Raw genomic sequence first — 20,256 nt, 5'->3', positions numbered from 1 at the left:
TTCCTCCAAAAAATAATAAATAGCAGAATACCGTTAGTTTTCAGCAGTAAGCTTGCTTCCTTAAAAATAGCGATAGTCTTATGATGATGTCAAGAAGATTAAATGAAAATCAGAGGAGAGAGGCACAATGGCTAATCCGTTTATTTCTTTAAATGAAGAGCAGCGCGAGCAATTTCGCACAGAAGGTTACCTTATCGTCAAAGGTTTGTTCACGGAGGAGGATGTGCGTGTCATTGAAGACCGCTTTGAAGAAATCAGCCATCGAACGATACCTGGCATGTTCGAGCCTGATCTGAGCGAGCACGCCGATGATCCGCTCAAGCGTTATCCGCGTGTGATGCATCCGCATCGCTTCGACGACGTCGCGAAGCAATATATGCTCCATCAGCCCGTGATGAACGTGCTTGGCGAGCTGTACGGCGAGGAAGCGCTGGCAGCGCAAAGCATGTTCTATTACAAGCCTCCTGGCTCGCGCGGGCAAGCGCTGCATCAGGATAATTTCTATTTGCAGGTTGAGCCGGGCAACTGCATTGCGGCTTGGACGGCTATCGATGCGGCAACGGAGGAGAACGGCGGATTGCTAGTCGTCCCGAAAACGAGCGAGCATGAAATCAGCTGCCCGGAGCTTGCCGATTCTTCGGAATCATTCACGACCCATTACGTAAAGCCGCCTAAGGAGCACAAAGCGATGCCTGTTATTATGGATAAAGGCGATGTTTTGTTTTTCAACGGGAACCTGATCCATGGCTCGTATCGCAACAAGACGAAGGATCAGTTCCGCCGCGCCTTTATTTGCCATTATGCAAACGCTTCAGCAACCCATATCAGCAACCATTACCGTCCCCTGCTTCGTCAAGACGGCACGCCTGTCGATTTGGAAATCAATCCGAACGGAGGGCCATGCGGCGCTGAATTCGACATGGCGTATCCGCACTAATGCTGAACAAATGGCAAAATAAGCTGCTTGTTGAAATGTCATGGTGGGGAATGGAGGGATTAGCCGGAACGGCGGGATACGCGGCGACGACAGAGGAGAAGATTAAACGAATTGCGGAAAATGGTTTTGATGGCATAAATGCTTTCGTGCCTTCAGCGGACGACAGCCCATTGTGGAAGGAAAAGCTTCAGCAATACGGCTTGTCCTTCAGCGTGAACGCGTACCCTTCGTCCACTGCGAACATGTCGGATTTTATTGAGAAAGCCATCCAGTTCGGCAGTGTTGACTATATAAATGTTCAAGTGATGAAGCCTTTCCTAACCGGTGACCAGGCACTGGAGCTGTTGTCAGGGATTGATGCGCTTTCCAGGCATTCAGGGATTCCGATATTCGTAGAGACGCATCGCGGCACAATCACCCAGGATTTGATCCGTACCCGGCAATTTCTTGAAGCGCTTCCGGAGCTTCGGCTTACGATTGATTACTCGCATTATGTCGTAGCGGGCGAGCTGCATACCATTTCGGCAGAAGCGGAGGAGATGCTGCAAAGCCTGCTGCCGCACGCAGGCAGCATCCACACGCGGATATCAAACGGCGAGCAGGTTCAGGTAGATCCAGGTGAAGCGGGCGAGCACCCGATGCTTCCCCATTTCGCAAGATGGTGGGAGGGGGCAATGAACCAGTGGCGGATAGCGGAGCGAAGGGAGAGCGACCGCTTCCCCGTTGTAATTGAGCTGGGACCGGCGCCTTACGCGATTACGCGGGATGAGGCAGGCGCTAGACGGGAGGAGCTTGGAGACCGGTGGTCCCAAGCGTTGTATCTGAAGCAGCTGGTGAGGCAGCTTTGGAGGAAGGGATTGCAATAAACGGAAAACGAGGCAGTACAAGAAGAAACGGCTTCGCCGACCTCTGCAAGAGGAGGTACCGTTTCCCGTAAAAATAGAAGAATGCTTTATCGCGTGAATCATATGAAGTCTTATATTTGGGAAAAAGGTATCCATGAGGGGCATGCGCCTCTCTTGGATACCTTTTTTTGCAATTGAAGCACGTCTATTCGTCGTCACCGGTTACGGTAACCTCAAGTACGTTGGAGCTTACCTCTCCGCTAAAGTTTCTTCCGCGTACCTCATACGTGAAGCGCGCTCTGACATAACCGATCACATCATCGGAGAGAATGGCGTCGGTAACGATTGCCGAGTATACGATCTGCAGGCTTGCGCCAGGCGGAACGCTGCCGAGAAGCCAGGTTCGGTTGCCGTCATAGGCTTCCGGGCTTAAGCGGGCGCCGTCTACGCGAAAGGTTCGGGGCAGCAGATCCACGCCGAAAGGAAAGTCGCTTGTGAAGTAGGCGACTGCGGATAAATTGCCTTTGTTCATGAGGACGGAGCGAACGGTTATCGTATCGCCATACTCAACCACGGGCGGCACCACGCTGCCAGTCAACTGGATGACAGGTGCAGCTACGGCAGTAGCGACCGCGTTCGAAAGGCTGGTATTGCCAACGACCCTGCCATCGGCAAGGCGAAACGTATAGGCGACCTTCGCCGAATTGATCAATGGAGCGGTAGTTGCGAGCTGCAGCGGTATTTTGGCAGCAAAGGTAACGATGGTTTGGGAATTGCCGAGCAGCGTACCGAGATTCACGCCGTCTTCAAATGAAGCGCCTGGCTGCGGAATGCCGTTCAGCTTAAGGCTGTTTGCCATAAATATGACGCCTGCTGGCAGGATATCCTCGAGAACGGCATCGACTGCGGTCGTCTGGGCGTTCCTAACGGCTACCGAATAGAGCAAGGTATCGCCAGGTACGGCGATGGTTTGGTCGACCTGCTTGCTAACCTGGATCTCCGGATTGATGAGAATGACGGAAACTTCGTTCGATTCCGTATAGCTCTGCGCACCGTTAAGCAGGTAGCGGATCGTGGCTTGGCTGATCGATACATATTCGGTTTGGTCGGTAGTTTGCGTACGGTACGTGACGATGACGGTCGAATTGGGCCGCAACGTACCGAGCGGAATGCCTGATCTTGGATCGGCTCCCGGCGTAATGATTCCGTTAATCGTAACGCTGCCGGGGACAAAAAGTACCCCGACAGGCAAGTTGATAAAAGCAAAGGCATCTCTAAGGCTGAGATTGCCGTCGTTCACGACGGTTAGCTCATAGGTGACATAATCGGAAACGAACGTTTGGTTCGTGCTTGCTCGAAGCCGTGCATACATGGAAAGGGCATTGACGGGCGTAACGAGCGAATTGGAGTACGTGCTGCTCGTTACGGAACGGCCCTCCGCCGTTTGGAATACCGCATCAGCCCGGGCTTGGTTAACCAGCTGCAACGAGGCTGGAATCGACACGACGATAAGCTGGAATACGACGCTGGCGGAAGCTAGGGGCGCTAAGTTTCCGAGTGCGATGCCGCTGTCCGGGTTGGCTCCGGGAGCAGGAGCGCCGTTCAGCAGCACGCTGTTTGCAACGAAGGCGGTCCCCTCCGGAAGCTTGTCGGTTAGGGTTACGGCTCCCGTAACATTGCCGTTGTTAGTCAGAAGCAGCTCATACGTAATGGTGCTGCCGAGCAGCACTTCGCTCTCGTAAGCACTTTTAATAATATCGACCTGCGTTCCGATTAGCGCGGTATTAACCGTATTCGAGTAAGTGACAAGCTCGACGCTTCCAGATGCGAATTGTACGAAGGACTGGTTTTGAAGCATCGGATTGCCGGCAGGTGACGGACTCATATCGTGACGACCACCACCTCGAAGCTAACCGTAGAGCTGGCACCTGCGGCAATCGTGCCGACTGAAATGCCGGAATTCGGATTAGCGCCTGGCACTGGCGAAAGGTTCACGAGCACGCTGCCCGCCGTAAATACGGTTCCCACTGGCACGGGATCGACGAGAATGACATTGTTGACCGGTGCGATGCCGTTGTTGGTAACGACGATCGTGTATAGAATCGTATCGCCGACTACGGCATCGATGACCGATGCGCTCTTCACGGCCGTTACATTCGGTGAAGAAACCGGAATCGACAAGACGTTGGACAATATCGTACCCGTGAGCAACCGGCCATCAGGCGGAGAATAGGAGAAATTAGCCGAAGCTTGGTTGACGAGCTGCTGCGGCGAAGGCAGTGCATCGACGGTTACCTCAAGCGTAATCAACACGCTGACCGTGCCGCCGGCAGGAACGGTTCCGACCGGTATGCCGGACGAGGGATCAATGCCCGGCTGCGGGACGCCGTTGATGAGCACGCTGTTCGGTATGAAAGCCGCGCCGGTTGGTATCGTATCGAATACGGTTGCTTGGGCGTCGATGTTGCCTGTATTCGTAAGCGTAAGCGAGTAGGTGATCGTATCGCCGACCGTTGCATTCGAAGTATTGGCCGTTTTGAGAAGCGCCAGAATCGGTTGATAGACAGGCGTTACGAGCGTGTTGGAGAAAGTATTGCCTGAGAATGCGCCTGAAGTAAAGCTGATAGTCGCTCTGTTGCTCAGCGTGGCCGGACTCGGGAGCGAAGTCACGAGTATGTTGAAGTCAATCAGAACGGTTGCGCTAGGCGCGATCGTCCCGATAGAGATTCCCACAGCCGGGTCTGCGGCAGGCCTAGGCGTGCCGTCGACGACAACGGTTCCTGCGACGAAGGCTGCGCCGGCCGGAATCGGATCGACAACGAGCACGTTATTAATATTAACGATTCCGCTGTTCGTTACGGCAATGCGGTACGTCACGGTATCGCCAACGACAGCATCAATGACGGTCGTGCTTTTGACAGCTGCCACGTTAGGCGCGGAAACCGGAATCGACAGCGTATTCGTATTGAACGCTCCATTCAAGGTCCGCCCGTCCGGCAGCGTGAAGGAATATGTCGCGGAAGCTTGGTTCACGAGCTGCTGGGAAGGCGGCAAAGCATTGACGACTACCGAGAACATGACGGAGGTCGGAGCAGAGACAGCGCCGAGTACGATGCCCGAAGCAGGATCCGCGCCAGGCAGCAGCTGGCCGTTGACGATGACGCTGTTCGCGACGAAGCTTGTGCCTGCCGGAATCGTATCGGTTAGCGTCACGTTGCCTGGATAATTCCCGGTGTTTTGCACAAGAATGGTATACACGACGGTGTCGCCAATCGTTGCATTGATGGTGTTGGCGCTCTTCGTGCCAGTCAGAATCGGCTGATAGACGGGAACGATGACGGTATTGGAGAACGTGACGCCAGAGAACACGCCTGATGTAAAGCTGACCGATGAGCGGTTGCTAAGCTGAGCTGGATTCGGCAGCGAGATGACGGTTACATTGAAGCTAACGATTACGGTTTGGCCCTGCGCGATCGTGCCAATGGCCACGCCGGTCGCCGGGTTGGCCGTTGGTCTGGCTACGTTGTCGACCAGCACGCTACCGGGAACTAAAGCACTGCCGACAGGCAAAGGATCGGTGAATATGACATTATTGACGGCGGCAATGCCGCTGTTAAGAATGGCGATGGAATACGTAACGACGTCTCCGACGGCGACGGACGTGGATAATGTGCTTTTCGTTACGCTGACGTTAGGCGCCGATACGGAAATAACGACCGTATTCGAGCTGCCGCTGCCGCTGAGCGGCCGGCCGCTTGGCAGTGTGAAGGCGAAGGTTCCATTCGCTTGGTTCGAGAGCTGCTGCGGATTCGGCAGCGAATCGACGATTACCGAGAATACGACCGGAACGGTTGTATTCGGCGCTACAGATCCAACTACGATTCCGGTTACGGGATCTGCACCAGGCTGCGGCGCACCTCCGACGAGTACGCTGTTTGTCACGAAAATCGTACCTGCCGGGATATTGTCCGTCACCGTAACCGAGCCGGGGTAATTGCCGGTATTGCTCACATTGATCGTGTAGCTGATCGTATCGCCGACCGTGGCGTTAATGGAATTCGCGCTTTTCACAAAAGAAATGATCGGTTGGTAGACAGGCGTGTTGACGACGTTGGACATCGTATTTCCCGAGAATACGCCCGATGTAAACGTAACGTTCGCTTGGTTGCCGAGCTGGCCGGAAGCGGGAATAGAGATGACGCTGAGCTGGAAAGTTACGGTTATCGTAGCGGAAGCGATAATGGAGCCGAGAGAGATTCCGCTTATAGGGCTTCCCGGTACGGGCGTCCCGTTAACCGTCACGCTGCCTGGCACGAACGCAGCCCCGTCAGGAAGGGGGTCTGTCAATACGACGTTGTTGATGGTTTCGATTCCGCTATTGTTGACGGCTACCGAATAAGTAATGGTATCGCCAAGCGCAAGATCAATGGCTGTCGTGCTTTTGACGACGGCAACGTTCGGCGCCGATACGGGAATCGATAACGTATTGGACACGGCAGAGCCGTTCAGCAGCCTTCCGTCAGGCGGCGAATACGTATACGTCGCGGATGCTTGGTTAACGAGAAACTGCGGGCTAGGCAGCGTCGTTATGATCGTAGAATAGGTCACCGGAATAGTGGCGCCTGGAGGAACAGAGCCTACGTTGATGCCGGTCACTGGCGACACTCCAGGCTGCGGAACGCCTCCGACCACTACGCTGTTATCAGAGAATGTAGTACCCGCAGGAAGCAGGTCGGTTAAGTTCAGAACTGCCGCGACATTCCCGGAATTGGTTACAAGAACCGTGTAGGTAACGGTGTCTCCGAGCGTTGCGTTCGCCGTATTGGCACTGAGCACCAAGCTGATTTGCGGCTGCGTGACCGGTGTCGTCGTCGTGTTGGATGAGGAAGAGGCCGAGAATGCGCCCGATGTAAAGCTTACTGTTGATTGGTTCGTAATCTGTGATGGTACTGCCATCGTTACGCTCACCTCGAATGTTACGGTAGCCGAGGCGCCCTGGGCCAAGGTACCGATTGGAATGCCGGAGGATGGCGATGCATCCGCCCGGGGAGTGCCATTAACGCTTACCGTTCCGCTGACGAAGGCTAGATTCGAGGCGAGCGGATCATTGAGAATAACATTGTTGACCGGAGCGATACCGTTGTTGGTTACGACTGAAGCATAGATGAACGAATCGCCAACGACTACAGCGGTTGGGAGTAACGATTTCACGACGGATACGTTCGGCGGCGAGACCGGAATGGAAACGCTGTTCGAAAGTGAATTCCCGAATATTTGCCTTCCGTCAGGGAGCAAATAGTCGAATGCCGCACTTGCCTGATTCACGAGGAACTGGGGAGCCGGCAGCGAAATGACCGTAACGACAAAGCTGACCTCGAACGTGGCTCCGGCAGGCACCGTGCCGATCGGAATGCCGTCTGACGGGCTAAGACCGGGGTAAGGAACCGAATTAATCAAGACGCTGTTCGTATCGAAGGCTGAGCCTGCCGGGATATTATCTGTCAATACAACGTTCGCCGCAGCATTGCCGCTATTGGTTACGTTAATCGTATACGTGTACGTATCGCCGACAGTGGCGCTAGCCGTGCTAGCGGATTTGGCAAGGCTAATGATTGGCTGAAAGACGGGAATATTGACCGGCTCGGAAATCGATGATCCGGTGAAAGCACCTGACGTATAGGCGACGCCTGCACGATTGGTATACGCAGCCGGATTAGGCAGAGAGACGGCCGCGAGCTGGAACATGATAGTTACGGAGGCTGACGGGTTTATGGTGCCAAGTGAAATGCCTGCGCCAGGATTGGCACTGGATGGAGCTCCATTGACCGTCGTGCTGCCAGCGACAAAAGCGGTGCCGCTCGGAATATCGTCCGAGACGATTACGTTGCTGACAGGAACGATGCTGTTATTGGTGACGATAACGGTGTAAATGATGATATCGCCTATTGCTGCCGCGGTGTTGCTTGCTGATTTGGTGATGGATACATTCGGCGCTTGCGCGGTCAGTGTTGTCGCATTGGACAAGGTGCTTCCGTTAAGCGTTCTTCCGCTCGGCAGTTGATAGGAAAAGCTTGCCGTTCCTTGATTGACTAAGGTCGGCGGCGAGGGCAGCGTGTTCAAGGCGACTTGGAACGATACCGATGAGCTGCTTGCAGGCACAATGGAGCCAAGAGGGATGCCGGTTGCTGGGCTTTCTCCCGGTCTGCTGATGCCATTTACGATGACGCTGTTTGGCACAAAGGACGTGCCTGCCGGAATGTTGTCTGTCAAGGTGGCCTGAGCCGCGAGATTTCCGGTATTGTTTACGGCAAAGGAATAGGTAACGATCTGGCCTACGGTTGCGCTTGTTGGCGAGCCGCTTTTTGTGATGCCGATAATAGGCTGGTACACGGGAGTAGCTACGCTGTTGGAGAGCGAAAGACTTGTAAATGAGCCTGAATTATACGAAACGGAAGCTTGATTGGAAAAGCTGCCCGATCCCGGAACGGAAACGGCGGTAATGGCGAACGTAACCGTAACGGAGCTGCTTGGCGCAATCGTGCCGATGCTAATCCCGCTAGAAGGGTTGGCTGTCGGCTGGCCCGTTCCGCCTGCGACAACGCTGCCTGCCACGAAAGAGGCGCCTGCAGGGATGGCATCCGTCAAAATAACGTTAGAGATAGCGGCGATCCCGCTATTCGTAACGATCACGGTATAGGTCATAGTCTCGCCTACCGCAATATCGGCGAAGCTTGCGCTTTTAACCGAGGTTACGTTCGGAAGCCTGACCGGAATCGTGATGGTATTGGAGGCGAATGAGCCTGTAAATATCCGACCATCCGGAATTTGATACGAATAGGTTGCAGTGGCTTGATTCACAAGCTGCGGCGGCGAAGGCAGCGAGTTGACCTGCACTTGAAATGTAACCGTTGATGCTCCTCCGGCAGCAACGGAACCAATCGCCACGCCGGCAGGCGGATTGGCGCCGGGCACGATTACGCCGTTGACGCGGAAGCTGTTCGGGATAAAGGTCGTTCCCGCTGGAATATTATCGCTCAGCGTGACGGTGGCAGCGGAGCTGCCTGTATTGGACACCTGAAGCGTGTAAGTAACTTGGTCGCCTACCGTTGCATTTGGCGTATTTGCGCTTTTGACCATGGAAAGATTTGGCGCATATACCGGTAACGTAACGGTATTCGATGGGATAACGCCGGTTATGATCGGTCCGCCGGCAACGCTCTGGAAAGTGAAAGCAGCGTTGGCCGTACTGGAAATTTGAGCACTGGCAGGCAATGAGGTGACGACCGCTTGGTAAGTGACGGTGATTGAAGAGGCTAAATTCAATGAACCGAGCGGAGCGCCTGTTCGAATGTCAAAGGTAGGCTTCGGTACGCCGCCAACGACAACGCTGCCTGGAACAAAGGTTACGCCGGGAGGCAGCGTGTCGGTTAGAACGACGCTTGCGGCATTCGCCGTGCCTGAGTTGCTAACGGTGACGGTAAACGTAATGACGTCTCCGATGGTAGGTCCCGTTGCATTCTCGCTGAGTACTACATTAATAATCGGTGCATTGATATCGACCTGGATCGCATTGGCGTTAAGCACGTATGCATCGCCTGAGGTTGTTAATGAAAGCACGGCAGAGCTTTGGTTATTCGTTAATCTAGCCGAGACATCGACATTCGTAATATCCCAGCCCTGCCGGCCGCCGACGATATTAGACCCTGGCGCTCCGTTCGTTTGATTGCGGTTGCCGAACGTTCCGGTAGTATTCAATGCGCCGGCATTGTTATTGATCTGCGAAGCGAAGAAGTTGTTGGCGAAATTGTTCGTTCCCGACAAGGCGACGAGAGTGGCGGCGGTTGGACCGAATAAGGCTTGATCTCCCGTCCGGTTGGCATCGCCTTCTTGCGCGCTGAACAAAGCCCTGCCGCCTAATGCGCCTGAGATTGGCGTAGCGAATCCGGTAATTGTCGTATTGACGGGACCGGATGTGCTTTGCACAAGCACGGCGCCTGCCCTCAGGGACATATTGCGGAACGGAAGGGTAGGGTTCTGGTAAATAACCGCCAACGTCCAGCCGGCATGGTTCGCCGTGGAATCACCGGGAATGACGATCGTGCCAACGACGCTGCCTGTCGTATAAGTGCCTGCCATGCCTGCTTGCACAAGCGAGGTAACGTTAGCGGAGCGAACGTAGCCGAACGCGCCGCCTCCAAGGTCAAACGTATTGCTCGTTGCGGCATCCGGAGACACGCTGGCTGTGGCTGCAGGGGTAATAAAGGTAACGGGATTGTTGATCGCGGCGCTCAGGTTCACGGTTCCGTTAATGTAGCTCCCGCCCCATATGAGCTCTGCGTAAAGCACGGTGGTGCCGACGGGAAGGACAAGCTCGGCAGCGGCGCTGTTGGCTAAGTAGTTGCTCGTCGTCCCAAACGGATAGGTGCCAAAACGAACGGCGGTGTTCGTTGTGGTAAAGGCACCGATACTGTCGGAGGTTCCGGGGACGCCTGCGGTTTCCGAACGGCTGAGACCTAGCGTGTTGCCCGTAAACGTAATGGCACCGGTAGCGTTAAAGGTTGCTCGGACGACCAGAGGTATTGGATTCACCCCCTTTGAATGAATTGCAGCGCGAGATACCATACACTGCTGGTTAAGCTAAATAGACCTTGTTTTAAATGTATGTGTAAACCGGGAAAATTCTGTTTGTACAACAAAATTAATCTGTACCCGTTTCAATTGGATGCAGAATGAGGGCGCCGTGCAATATTAGTAGGAAGGTAAACGCGAATCCATTCGTTTTGGTTTAATATTGTCCAACCTTGGGAACTAAATTTGTCTAATTAAACGCTTACATCTAGCCGTTATAATGAGAAAAACGCTTACAAGGAGTTGGGTTTGCGGGAATGGAACAGAAACGGATACAATGGTTGTCAAGTATAGAACAGAAACAATGGATAGATAAATCGGCAAATATCGCGGCGGATACAGCGAATGGCAAGCCTAATCTTACGGTTACGGGGGACGAGTACCAATTGTTGGAGGGTTTCGGCGGCTGCTTCAACGAGCTGGGTTACGCCTCATTAAAGCATTTGACGGATGAGGAACGTAGCAAGGTGATGTTTGACCTTTTTCATCCCGACGGCGAGCAAGGATTCAGCATTTGCAGGCTGCCGATCGGTGCGAGCGATTACGCGCTGGATTGGTACAGCTTGAACGAAACCGACGGCGATTTGGCGATGGAGCATTTCTCCATTGACCGCGATCGTGAATATTTAATCCCCTATATAAAAGAAGCCTTGCAGCTTAACCCGGATTTGCAGCTCTTCGCTTCGCCATGGAGCCCGCCGACGTGGATGAAGTTTCCGAAGTCCTATAACTACGGGACGCTTCGATGGGAGAAAGAAATATTGGAGGCGTATGCCCTTTATTTCGTTCGTTTCGTACAAGCCTACAAGGAAGAAGGCATAACGATCCATCAGGTGCATGTGCAAAACGAGGTTGTCGCCGATCAGAAGTTTCCATCCTGCGTGTGGACAGGCGAGCAGCTTCGCGAATTCATCCGCGATTATTTGGGTCCGGCGTTCGAGCAGCATGGCTTGGATACGGAGATTTGGCTGGGCACCATTAATGCGCCGGAAGAATGGGATGAATGGCTGAAAAAGAAGTCATCGGATTTCAACGCCTATGCGAACACCGTTTTAAGTGACCCGGAGGCGTATAAGTACGTGAAGGGCGTCGGCTACCAATGGGCTGGCAAGCATGCCATACAGCGTACGGTTCAAAGCTATCCGGAGCTTCGTTATATGCAAACCGAGAATGAATGCGGTGACGGGGAGAATACTTGGTTTTATGCCAGATATGTATTTAATCTGTATCAGCATTATTTCATGAACGGCGTGAATGCTTATATTTATTGGAATATGGCGCTCGAGCCAAGAGGCCGGAGCACTTGGGGCTGGGAGCAGAATGCCATGCTCACGATCGACAAGGAGAGCGGAAGCGTTACCCGAAATCCTGAATTTTACGTCATGAAGCATTTCTCGCATTTCACGTCTCCGAACGATAGGCGGGTCGGATTACAGGGACCTTGGGCAGGCAACGCGATCGCGTTCAAGAAGCCGGACGGTTCGCATGTTGTTATCGTAACGAATCCGTTCAAGGATCAGCGGGACCTGCGCTTGGCCATCGGCGGCACAAGGCTGGATATCCAGCTGGAGCCAGAATCCTTTCATACGATCGTGGTCCCTATCGGATGACGAATGCAAGCAGACTAACGCCAGCAATTATGGGGCGTTAGTTTTTTGCGCCATATTGGCTTGAAATCATTGGAGGAGTTGTACAGCTATGATTTCCAAACTCGCAAGGCTGCTGACGGACCCGTTCCGCCGAAGCATCCGCAATAAATTGATTTTTACGATGATCTTTTTATCGGTTGTCCCCATTATAGCTGTAACGGCATTAGCGGCTGAAAATAACCGAAAATCGATGGAGACGGAAGTTATTAGCACGAATTTATCGAACATGAAGTGGACAGGCGTTTATTTGGGCGAGCAATTCGCACAGCTTAACAACCTTGTCTATACCGTCCTGATCAGCCCGCATCTAAGTGACTATTTGGCCAGCACGGAAGGTTCGGTGCTGTACAATCCCTATGCCGCGCAAAAAAACATAATGGACACGCTTAACAATTTATTTTACTCCGCGGGCAATCATGTCATCGGAGCCGGGCTTTATTTGAGAGAACCGGGCAAGCTGTTCAATATCAATGCCAACCAGTACGACCTTAAGTCTACGACGGTTATCCCTTCTCCATATAAGAAGCTGTTTGAGGAAGACAAGGACTTCATTATTCAATCAACAAGCGGAGACGACGGGCAATTCCAATTGGTCCGAAGCATCAACCGTTTCGAAAACCGCGACAAGCTGGGCGGCATCTCTTTGAATATCCGATGGTCCATGCTGGATCAGACGCTCGCATTGATCGGTCGAGGCGAAGAGCATATGGTACTGATAGCAGGCGATGACGGCAGCGTGCTCTATCAGCCTATCGGGGAAAAACCATCCGATGAAATCATGGACCGCGTAAAGCACGCGACTGGCGGACAAGGCTACTTCAAGCTGCCGAAAGCCTACGTGTTTTACAACACGATCGATCCGGTGGGCTTAAAGCTTGTGACGATCATCCCTACCAGCTTTATAAACAAAAGCGCGCAATCAACGATGCGGTTCGGCCTTCTGGTCGGCGCGATTTCTATCGCGGTCTCCATCCTGATTGCGATCCTGCTCGCATGGCGCACGGCGACGCCGATCGTGACGCTGGCGAGATCGATGCAAGGCCTTGGCTTAATCAAAGAAACGGAGCTGCCGCAAAGCAATCGCGTCGACGAAATTGGACTGCTCGAGACGAAGCTCTACAACATGTCTTATCGGATTAGAGAGCATATCAAGACGGAATACAGCATCAATCTAGAGAAAAAGACGGCGGAGCTTAAGGCGCTGCAGGCACAAATCAATCCTCATTTTTTGCAAAATACGCTACAAATGATCGGCAGTATGCTGTTCACCAAAAAGCCCGCCGAAAGCTATGAAATTATTAGGTCATTGAGCGATATGTTTCGGTACGTGATCAGGGACCCTAATGATCTGGCCAGTCTCAAAGCGGAGATGGAGCACTTGAACAATTATATGCTTATACAGAAGCAGCGTTTCTCGTCCAGGCTCAGCTATACGACAGACATCGACGAGCTGGCGCTCGCCTGCTCGATTCCTAAGCTTACGCTTCAGCCGATTGTGGAAAATGCTTTCTTTCATGGCTTGGAGAATAAATCGGGAAGCTGGGAGCTGTCTGTCTCCGTCGCGCATGCGCAGGATGCGGTGCATATACGGATCCAAGACAATGGGGTGGGCATTCACGAGAAGAAGCTGGCAGACCTGAAGCGGAGGCTGAACATTCAAAGCGGACAGGTGTGGACGAGAGGCAACCGCATCGGCATACAGAATGTCGCTTCCCGCATTGCGATGCATTTCGGGCCAACATACGGGATAACGGTAGAGAGCGAGCAAGGAGCGGGGACGCTGGTAACGGTGATCATACCAAAGGAAGCAAGAGGTGAGTCGGGTGATTAAAGTATTGATCGTTGATGATGAAAGCTGGACAAGGGATATTATTAAAGCCTTTGGGGATTGGGAGCAGCTTGGCATGGTCATTGCAGGGGAAGCGGAGGATGGACAGGATGCGCTTCGGAAAACGGAAGAGCTGGAGCCGAATATCATCATTACCGATATGCGGATGCCAGGAACGGACGGCGTCCAGCTGCTCCAGCTGCTTAATGACCGTTTTCCGCATATAAAGACGATCGTCGTAAGCGGCTACGATGATTTTCAGTATGCCAAGCATGCACTGCGCTACAAAGCGATGGACTATTTGCTTAAGCCCGTAGATCCGAAGGAGCTTAATACTGCGCTGCTCAATTGCAAAAGCAGCCTGGAAGCCGCGCAATTGGAACGAGGGGCTTGGTCGCTGGACTTGGATATATCCATAACGCTAGGCACTTATAAGCAGCTTGTGAAGTCGCATTACAATGAGCTGAATAAGGAAGGCGTGGTTGCGACGCTTTCCCAGATGATGAGTGAGATCGAACAAAACGGTAACGATAATGGTAAGCCGGCCATGCTTGAGCAAGTCATTCAAGAGATGCTTCTGCTGCTCAAAGAGCTGATGATCGCCAATTCGCAGGACAGCGATGGTTTGAGCGTGAATTATGGACAGGAAGCGGTTGAATCCTGTGCAGCAACGTCCGTGTTTCTCATTCATCATTATGAGGAATCGATGGAACAGCTCATTTTGCACCGCAAATTCAAAAACAAATTAAATTTGGACGAGGTTCGGCATTACATGGATAAACATTATGCCGAGTCGGTAACACTAGAACAGTTGGCTAGGGCTTTTTTCGTGAGCAAAGAATACTTAAGCAAAATGTTCAAGCAGGAGTATGGCCGCAACGTAACGGATTATATGCTGCATCTGCGCATGGTGAAGGCTAAGGAGTGGCTGCTCGACGAAACCATTCCGATTAAAGCGATCGCAGAGATGGCGGGTTACGAGGATATCACCTATTTCTACCGCGTATTCAAAAAGCATTTTGGCATCGCGCCAGGCGAAATGAGAAAAAACAGCGAGGTTTAAAATTGTCCAACGAAAGTGTCTAATTCCGTCCAATTAAACGCTTTCAAAAATCCATTACAATGAAAGCGTAAACAAAACAAGCTTCTGGGAGGTCAAATTAGATGAAAAAAATGATCAAGGGTCTACTGGTTACCGTACTCGCTACTACGCTGCTTGCAGGCTGCGGCAATAATGCAAATGATGCGGGAAGCACGAATGAAGGGGCAAGCGGCGGCGAGGCCAAAAGCGTCAAGTTGAAAATGTTTATCGCGCAGCCGCGCTTCAAAGAGCATTATGACAAATATATCGCGGATTTCGTAGCGAAAGAGAAAGCCGAGAAAAATATCGACGTTTCCGTTCAACTGGAAATGCCGACCGCCGATAACGCTGCCCAAATCTTGAAAACAAGATTGGCTTCGAATGATGCGCCTGATATTTTCGCTCTGCATGCCATCAACGAAATTCCTTCCTATTATAAAGCCGGATACCTGGAGGACTTGTCCGACCAGCCTTTCGTGGGCAAGCTGCTTGACAGCGTCAAACCATCCGTGACAACGACGGACGGCAAGGTTGTGGCGCTGCCGCTTGAAACTTTATCTTGGGGCTACCTGTACAACAAAAAAATATTCACGGATCTTGGCTTGACTCCGCCAACGACATTAACGGAAATGAAAGCCGTTGTCGAGAAGCTGAAATCCAATAACGTAACGCCATTTGTGCTCTCTTACAAAGAGGCATGGATTCCGCAATTGGTTCTGCCGCTGGCGGCTGGCGCGATTATCAATACGAAGGATAAAGACTTCATTGAGCGCATGAACAAGGATGAAGGCTCCTTCACGGAAATGAAAGAGATGTTCGATATCTTTGATCTCATCAACGCCAATGGCACGGAGAAAGCAACAGAGGTAGGCGGCGATGACGGCGCTGCGGCATTCGCGGCAGGAAAAGGCGCGATGTGGCTGCAAGGCCCATGGTACGCAGAAACGATTCTGAAATCGAACCCGGATTTGGATTTCGGAGTGGCTCCGCTGCCAATCAACGACGATCCTAACGCGACATTGATTAACCTGAGCGCATCCACGTCGCTGGCTGTCTCGAAGACAACTAAAAATAAAGAGGTTGCGCTTGATTTCATGAACTACGTGCTTGACGATACGGCTTCGAACGGCTTCTTCCAAGCGCTGAAATTCAACCCGCTTGCCACCGTTCATACCTACGAAAGCTATCCATGGGTAAACGATGCGACAGCTTACGTTAAAGAAGGCAAATCCTATCAGGATCCGGCGATTCCGCAAGCCGTTAAAGATGAGGTAGGCAAAGGCTTGCAAGCGTACTACGCAGGCCAGATTTCACAGGACGATGTGCTAAAAGCGCTTGATAAAGCGTGGAAATCGTACAACAAAGTAAACAAGTAATGTAGATATGCCTAGGGATGAAGAGGAGAAGGTTTCCCGTCTTCGCTTCATCCCTTTCTATACTTAGAGACACATAGGAGAGGGGCGGATACTGTGCCGATCAAGAGCTACAAAAAATACATCTCGCTGTTAACATTCGTCGGGCCTGCATTTATTTTATATGCCGTCTTCCTGCTTATTCCAACGCTTGGGGGCATGTACTACAGCTTCACGGATTGGAACGGATTAAATAGGGATTATGATTTCATTGGCTTCGGAAATTTCGTCGAGGCGCTTAAGGAAGATCCCGATTTCGTATCTTCGATATTTTTCACGTTGAAATACGTGCTGTTCATGGTCGTGCTGCAAAACGTATTCGCGCTGCTGCTAGCCGTTTTTATTGAATCACGCAAAAAATCAAAGGGCTTCTTCCGTACGATCTTCTTTATGCCCAACATGATCTCTACCATTATCAGCGCTTTTATGTGGACCTTTGTGTTCGCGCAGGTTATTCCGCAAATTGCCGAAAAAACGGCTATCTCGTTTTTGGACCAGGCTTGGATCGGCGATCCCAAAATCAGCTTTTTCTCCATATTAACCGTGTCGCTATGGAATGGCGTCGGGTACATGATGATTATTTATTTGGCCGGCCTGCAAGGCGTACCGCAAAGCTTGAAGGAAGCAGCGGTAATCGACGGCGCTTCCGCTTTCCAAACGTTCCGGAATGTCACGCTTCCGATGATTACGCATGCGATTACGATATGTTTCTTTCTGACCTTGAATGGTGCTTTCAAAGTGTTTGAGGTTGTGTACGGCTTAACCGGCGGCGGTCCTGGACGGAGCACGCAGGTCATTACGATGAATATTTATGAGGAAGCCTTCTCGAACAACTTCCGATATGGGTATGCCAGCGCCAAATCGGTTATCTTGTTCGTCATCATCCTCATTTTCACATTGATTCAAATTCAAGTCATGAAGAAAAGGGAGCTGGAAGCATGAATCAGAAAAAATCAACGTCGATTCTCATCACGGTTCTGCTGTCCATCGCAGCCGCCATCTCCTTTTTCCCTATTTACTTAGCGGTAATCAATTCTTTCAAGACTCAGGGGCAAATGTTCGCATCATTCGTTTCCTTGCCTACGAGCATTTCATTCGACAACTACGTGAACGCGTTTAAACAAATCAATCTGCTCAACAGCACGCTCAATTCGATCATTATTTCAGTAATCGGCATCGGCGGCATCGTGCTATGCGCGTCGCTCGCCGGGTATAAGCTATCCCGAACCAGCGGGAAAATAAGCAGCATCATATTTTTCCTGTTTATCGCTTCGATGCTCGTTCCATTCCATTCGATAATGATTCCGCTAACGAGAATGGCTAAAGCGTTATCGGTGCAAGGCACTACTTATGGGCTTGCGATCATCTATATCGGGCTTGGCGTTAACATGGCTGTGTTCCTGTACCATGGCTTCGTAAAGTCGATCCCGAGAGAGCTTGAGGAAGCTGCGCAGATCGATGGCTGCAACGAATATCAAACGTTTTTCCGCATTATATTTCCGCTGCTCGTACCCATTACCGTCACGATTGCGATTCTTGATTTCCTATGGATTTGGAATGATTTCCTGCTGCCGCTCTTAATGCTGACGGACGTTGAGAACTATACGTTGATTCTGTCGACGAATACGCTGTTCGGAGAGTACAACAAGGAATGGGCGCTTATTCTGGCGGCACTCGTACTGACGGCAATTCCCGTTATCGTCATCTATTCTTTTTTCCAAAGATTTATTATGCACGGAATCGCGGAAGGCGCGGTCAAAGGCTAATAGGTGCTGTGGGGTAATCGTCTCTGTTTAAGATAAGAATGAAGGAGCTGCTTTACGTGAACCGACTTCTGTACGGCGTAGCTTATTATGATGAATACATGCCCTATGAGCGCATAGATGAAGATATTCGGCTGATGAAGGAAGCGGGCATTAATGTCGTGCGAATCGCCGAATCCACATGGAGCACCCACGAGCCGCAAAACGGCGTATTTGACTTCTCTTCGGTTGATAAGGTGCTTGATAAAATGGTTGAGGCGGGCATCGCGGTTATCGAGGGTACGCCAACGTATGCCGTGCCGGCATGGATGGTGAAAGAGCATCCGGACGTTCTCGCCATAACGCCGCGTGGTCCAGGGAAATATGGCGCACGCCAGATTATGGATATCACGAATCCGGCTTACCTGTTTTATTCCGAACGAATTATTCGCAAGCTGATAAGCCGCGTGTGCAAGCATCCAGCCGTAATCGGCTATCAGACGGATAATGAGACGAAGCATTACGATACGGCCGGACCCAATGTGCAGCTGCGATTCGTCAAATATATGAGAGATCGTTATGAAACGCTTGAATGTATCAATAAGCGGTTTGGCCTTGATTATTGGAGCAACCGGATTAATAGCTGGGAGGAATTTCCTTCCATTGTAGGTACGATTAACGGCAGTCTTGGAGCAGAGTTTGCCAAATTTCAACGAACGCTTGTCAATGAGTTTCTGGCTTGGCAGGTATCGCTCGTCAATGAATACAAGCAGCCTGGACAATTCGTTACGCAAAATTTCGACTTCGAATGGCGCGGCTATTCCTTTGGCGTTCAACCGTCGGTTGACCATTTTGCGGCAGCGGAGCCCTTCGATGTCGCTGGCGTAGATATCTATCACCCGTCGCAGGATGATCTAACCGGGATCGAAATTTCCTTTGGCGGAGACATGGCGCGTTCGCTCAAGCGCAACAACTATCTGGTACTTGAAACGCAGGCGCAGGCTTTCCCGCATTGGACGCCTTATCCGGGGCAATTGCGTCTGCAGGCGTTCAGCCATCTGGCATCCGGGGCGAATATGGTTGCGTATTGGCATTGGCACTCCATCCATAATTCGATCGAAACCTATTGGAAAGGGCTACTCAGCCATGATTTGCAGCCAAATCCGGTTTATAACGAAGCGAAAACGGTCGGGTCTGATTTTGCCAGGTTAAGCGATGAGCTCGTTAACTTGAAGAAAAATAACCAAGTTGCGGTTATGGTGAGCAATGAAGCATTGAGCGCGGTCGAATGGTTTAAGCTGCCAGACGGGAAAAACTATAATGACGTTGTTCGGGCGATGTACGACGAATTGTACAAAATGAACGTCGAGGTTGATTTTATCCAGGCTTCTTATGCCACCCTGGACGAATACAAGTTGATTATCGTGCCAGCGCTTTATGCTGCCGCGACGGAGGATTTGGAGAGGCTGAACGAATACGTTCGCAGGGGCGGACATGTCGTATATACATTTAAGAGCGGCTTTGCTGACGAGGTCGTAAAAGTTCGCACCGCTCAGCAGCCTGGATTGTTAAGCGAGTCTTGCGGCATTACTTACAGCCTTTTCGTACAACCGAATAAAGTTGCGCTGAAAGGTACGCTGATTCCTTCCGGCAAGGAGCGGCGCGAAGTACAATCTTGGATGGAGCTGATAACGCCAACATCGGCTGAGGTGCTTGCCCATTACGATCATCCGCAATGGGGACAATATGCAGCGATCACACGGAATAGATTTGGCAGAGGAACGGCAACGTACATGGGCTGTCTGCCAAGCGCGGAGGTTATCAGCCGTTTGCTTGCGGGTGCGGTTAAGGATGCGGGCCTATGGCATGCCGAACAAGAGCTTGCTTTTCCGATAATCGTAAAATCAGGCATAAACAAAGCGGGCATCCCGATCCGCTATTATTTCAATTATTCGGCTACCGCGGTTTCATTCCCTAACATGCAGCGCAGCGGAGTGGATCTGATGTCAGGTCGCAGCATCGCGAGCGGCGAGACGGTGCAGCTGGAGCCTTGGGGCTTTCTGGTTATGAAGGAAATGAGCAAAGAATAGATATATGCAAAGGCTGGAGCAGGCTTGACTTGCTTCAGCCTTTT

The 20,256-nt window shown here is 51.6% G+C and carries 11 protein-coding genes; 9 read left to right on the top strand and 2 right to left on the bottom strand.

Annotation, left to right across the window (positions count from 1 at the left end):
- Positions 1–127: 127 nt before the first annotated feature.
- Positions 128–937: a phytanoyl-CoA dioxygenase family protein gene (locus AC0YN3_RS29605; protein ID WP_475778501.1), complete on the top strand. Its 810-nt coding sequence runs from the start codon at positions 128–130 to the stop codon at positions 935–937.
- Positions 937–1,803, top strand: coding sequence for a sugar phosphate isomerase/epimerase family protein (locus AC0YN3_RS29600; protein ID WP_475778500.1), 867 nt, complete (start codon positions 937–939; stop codon positions 1,801–1,803). The genes AC0YN3_RS29605 and AC0YN3_RS29600 overlap by 1 nt, the downstream gene beginning before the upstream one ends.
- A gap of 184 nt (positions 1,804–1,987) precedes the next feature.
- Here AC0YN3_RS29600 and AC0YN3_RS29595 read toward each other — a convergent pair whose 3' ends face one another.
- Positions 1,988–3,667 (bottom strand): hypothetical protein, encoded by a 1,680-nt coding sequence (locus tag AC0YN3_RS29595; RefSeq protein ID WP_475778499.1) that lies wholly within the window; start codon positions 3,665–3,667, stop codon positions 1,988–1,990.
- On the bottom strand, positions 3,664–10,362 hold the full coding sequence (locus AC0YN3_RS29590; protein ID WP_475778535.1) for a DUF7507 domain-containing protein: 6,699 nt from the start codon (positions 10,360–10,362) through the stop codon (positions 3,664–3,666). Before AC0YN3_RS29590 ends, AC0YN3_RS29595 begins: the two co-directional genes overlap by 4 nt.
- Before the next feature lie 305 nt (positions 10,363–10,667).
- Here AC0YN3_RS29590 and AC0YN3_RS29585 point away from each other — a divergent pair, with 305 nt between their 5' ends.
- From AC0YN3_RS29585 to AC0YN3_RS29555, 7 genes are all read left to right on the top strand, one after another.
- Positions 10,668–12,020 (top strand): glycoside hydrolase family 30 protein, encoded by a 1,353-nt coding sequence (locus AC0YN3_RS29585; protein WP_475778498.1) that lies wholly within the window; start codon positions 10,668–10,670, stop codon positions 12,018–12,020.
- Between the two features lie 88 nt (positions 12,021–12,108).
- The gene (locus tag AC0YN3_RS29580; protein WP_475778497.1) at positions 12,109–13,890 is read left to right on the top strand and encodes a sensor histidine kinase; all 1,782 of its coding nucleotides are present in this window, start codon (positions 12,109–12,111) and stop codon (positions 13,888–13,890) included.
- Positions 13,883–14,950, top strand: coding sequence for a response regulator transcription factor (locus AC0YN3_RS29575; protein ID WP_475778496.1), 1,068 nt, complete (start codon positions 13,883–13,885; stop codon positions 14,948–14,950). The genes AC0YN3_RS29580 and AC0YN3_RS29575 overlap by 8 nt, the downstream gene beginning before the upstream one ends.
- 101 nt (positions 14,951–15,051) lie before the next feature.
- Positions 15,052–16,344 (top strand): ABC transporter substrate-binding protein, encoded by a 1,293-nt coding sequence (locus tag AC0YN3_RS29570; protein WP_475778495.1) that lies wholly within the window; start codon positions 15,052–15,054, stop codon positions 16,342–16,344.
- 93 nt (positions 16,345–16,437) lie between these two features.
- Positions 16,438–17,322 carry a carbohydrate ABC transporter permease gene (locus AC0YN3_RS29565; RefSeq protein ID WP_475778494.1) on the top strand — a complete coding sequence of 295 codons (885 nt, stop codon included), beginning with the start codon at positions 16,438–16,440 and terminating at the stop codon, positions 17,320–17,322.
- Positions 17,319–18,146, top strand: coding sequence for a carbohydrate ABC transporter permease (locus AC0YN3_RS29560; protein WP_475778493.1), 828 nt, complete (start codon positions 17,319–17,321; stop codon positions 18,144–18,146). Before AC0YN3_RS29565 ends, AC0YN3_RS29560 begins: the two co-directional genes overlap by 4 nt.
- Before the next feature lie 56 nt (positions 18,147–18,202).
- Positions 18,203–20,212 (top strand): beta-galactosidase, encoded by a 2,010-nt coding sequence (locus tag AC0YN3_RS29555; protein WP_475778492.1) that lies wholly within the window; start codon positions 18,203–18,205, stop codon positions 20,210–20,212.
- Positions 20,213–20,256 lie beyond the last annotated feature (44 nt).

The sequence above is a fragment of the Paenibacillus sp. J22R232 genome (genome assembly GCF_056269165.1).
The sequence above is the reverse complement of the archived record's forward strand: the minus strand, read 5'-3'. Positions and strand labels throughout refer to the sequence as shown.

What these genes read in the sequence shown, in the direction of transcription:
- AC0YN3_RS29605 (WP_475778501.1), top strand. Translation starts at nt 128, where the DNA reads ATGGCTAATCCGTTTATTTCTTTAAATGAAGAGCAGCGCGAGCAATTT.
- AC0YN3_RS29600 (WP_475778500.1), top strand. Translation starts at nt 937, where the DNA reads ATGCTGAACAAATGGCAAAATAAGCTGCTTGTTGAAATGTCATGGTGG.
- AC0YN3_RS29595 (WP_475778499.1), bottom strand. Translation starts at nt 3,667, where the DNA reads ATGAGTCCGTCACCTGCCGGCAATCCGATGCTTCAAAACCAGTCCTTC.
- AC0YN3_RS29585 (WP_475778498.1), top strand. Translation starts at nt 10,668, where the DNA reads ATGGAACAGAAACGGATACAATGGTTGTCAAGTATAGAACAGAAACAA.
- AC0YN3_RS29580 (WP_475778497.1), top strand. Translation starts at nt 12,109, where the DNA reads ATGATTTCCAAACTCGCAAGGCTGCTGACGGACCCGTTCCGCCGAAGC.
- AC0YN3_RS29570 (WP_475778495.1), top strand. Translation starts at nt 15,052, where the DNA reads ATGAAAAAAATGATCAAGGGTCTACTGGTTACCGTACTCGCTACTACG.
- AC0YN3_RS29560 (WP_475778493.1), top strand. Translation starts at nt 17,319, where the DNA reads ATGAATCAGAAAAAATCAACGTCGATTCTCATCACGGTTCTGCTGTCC.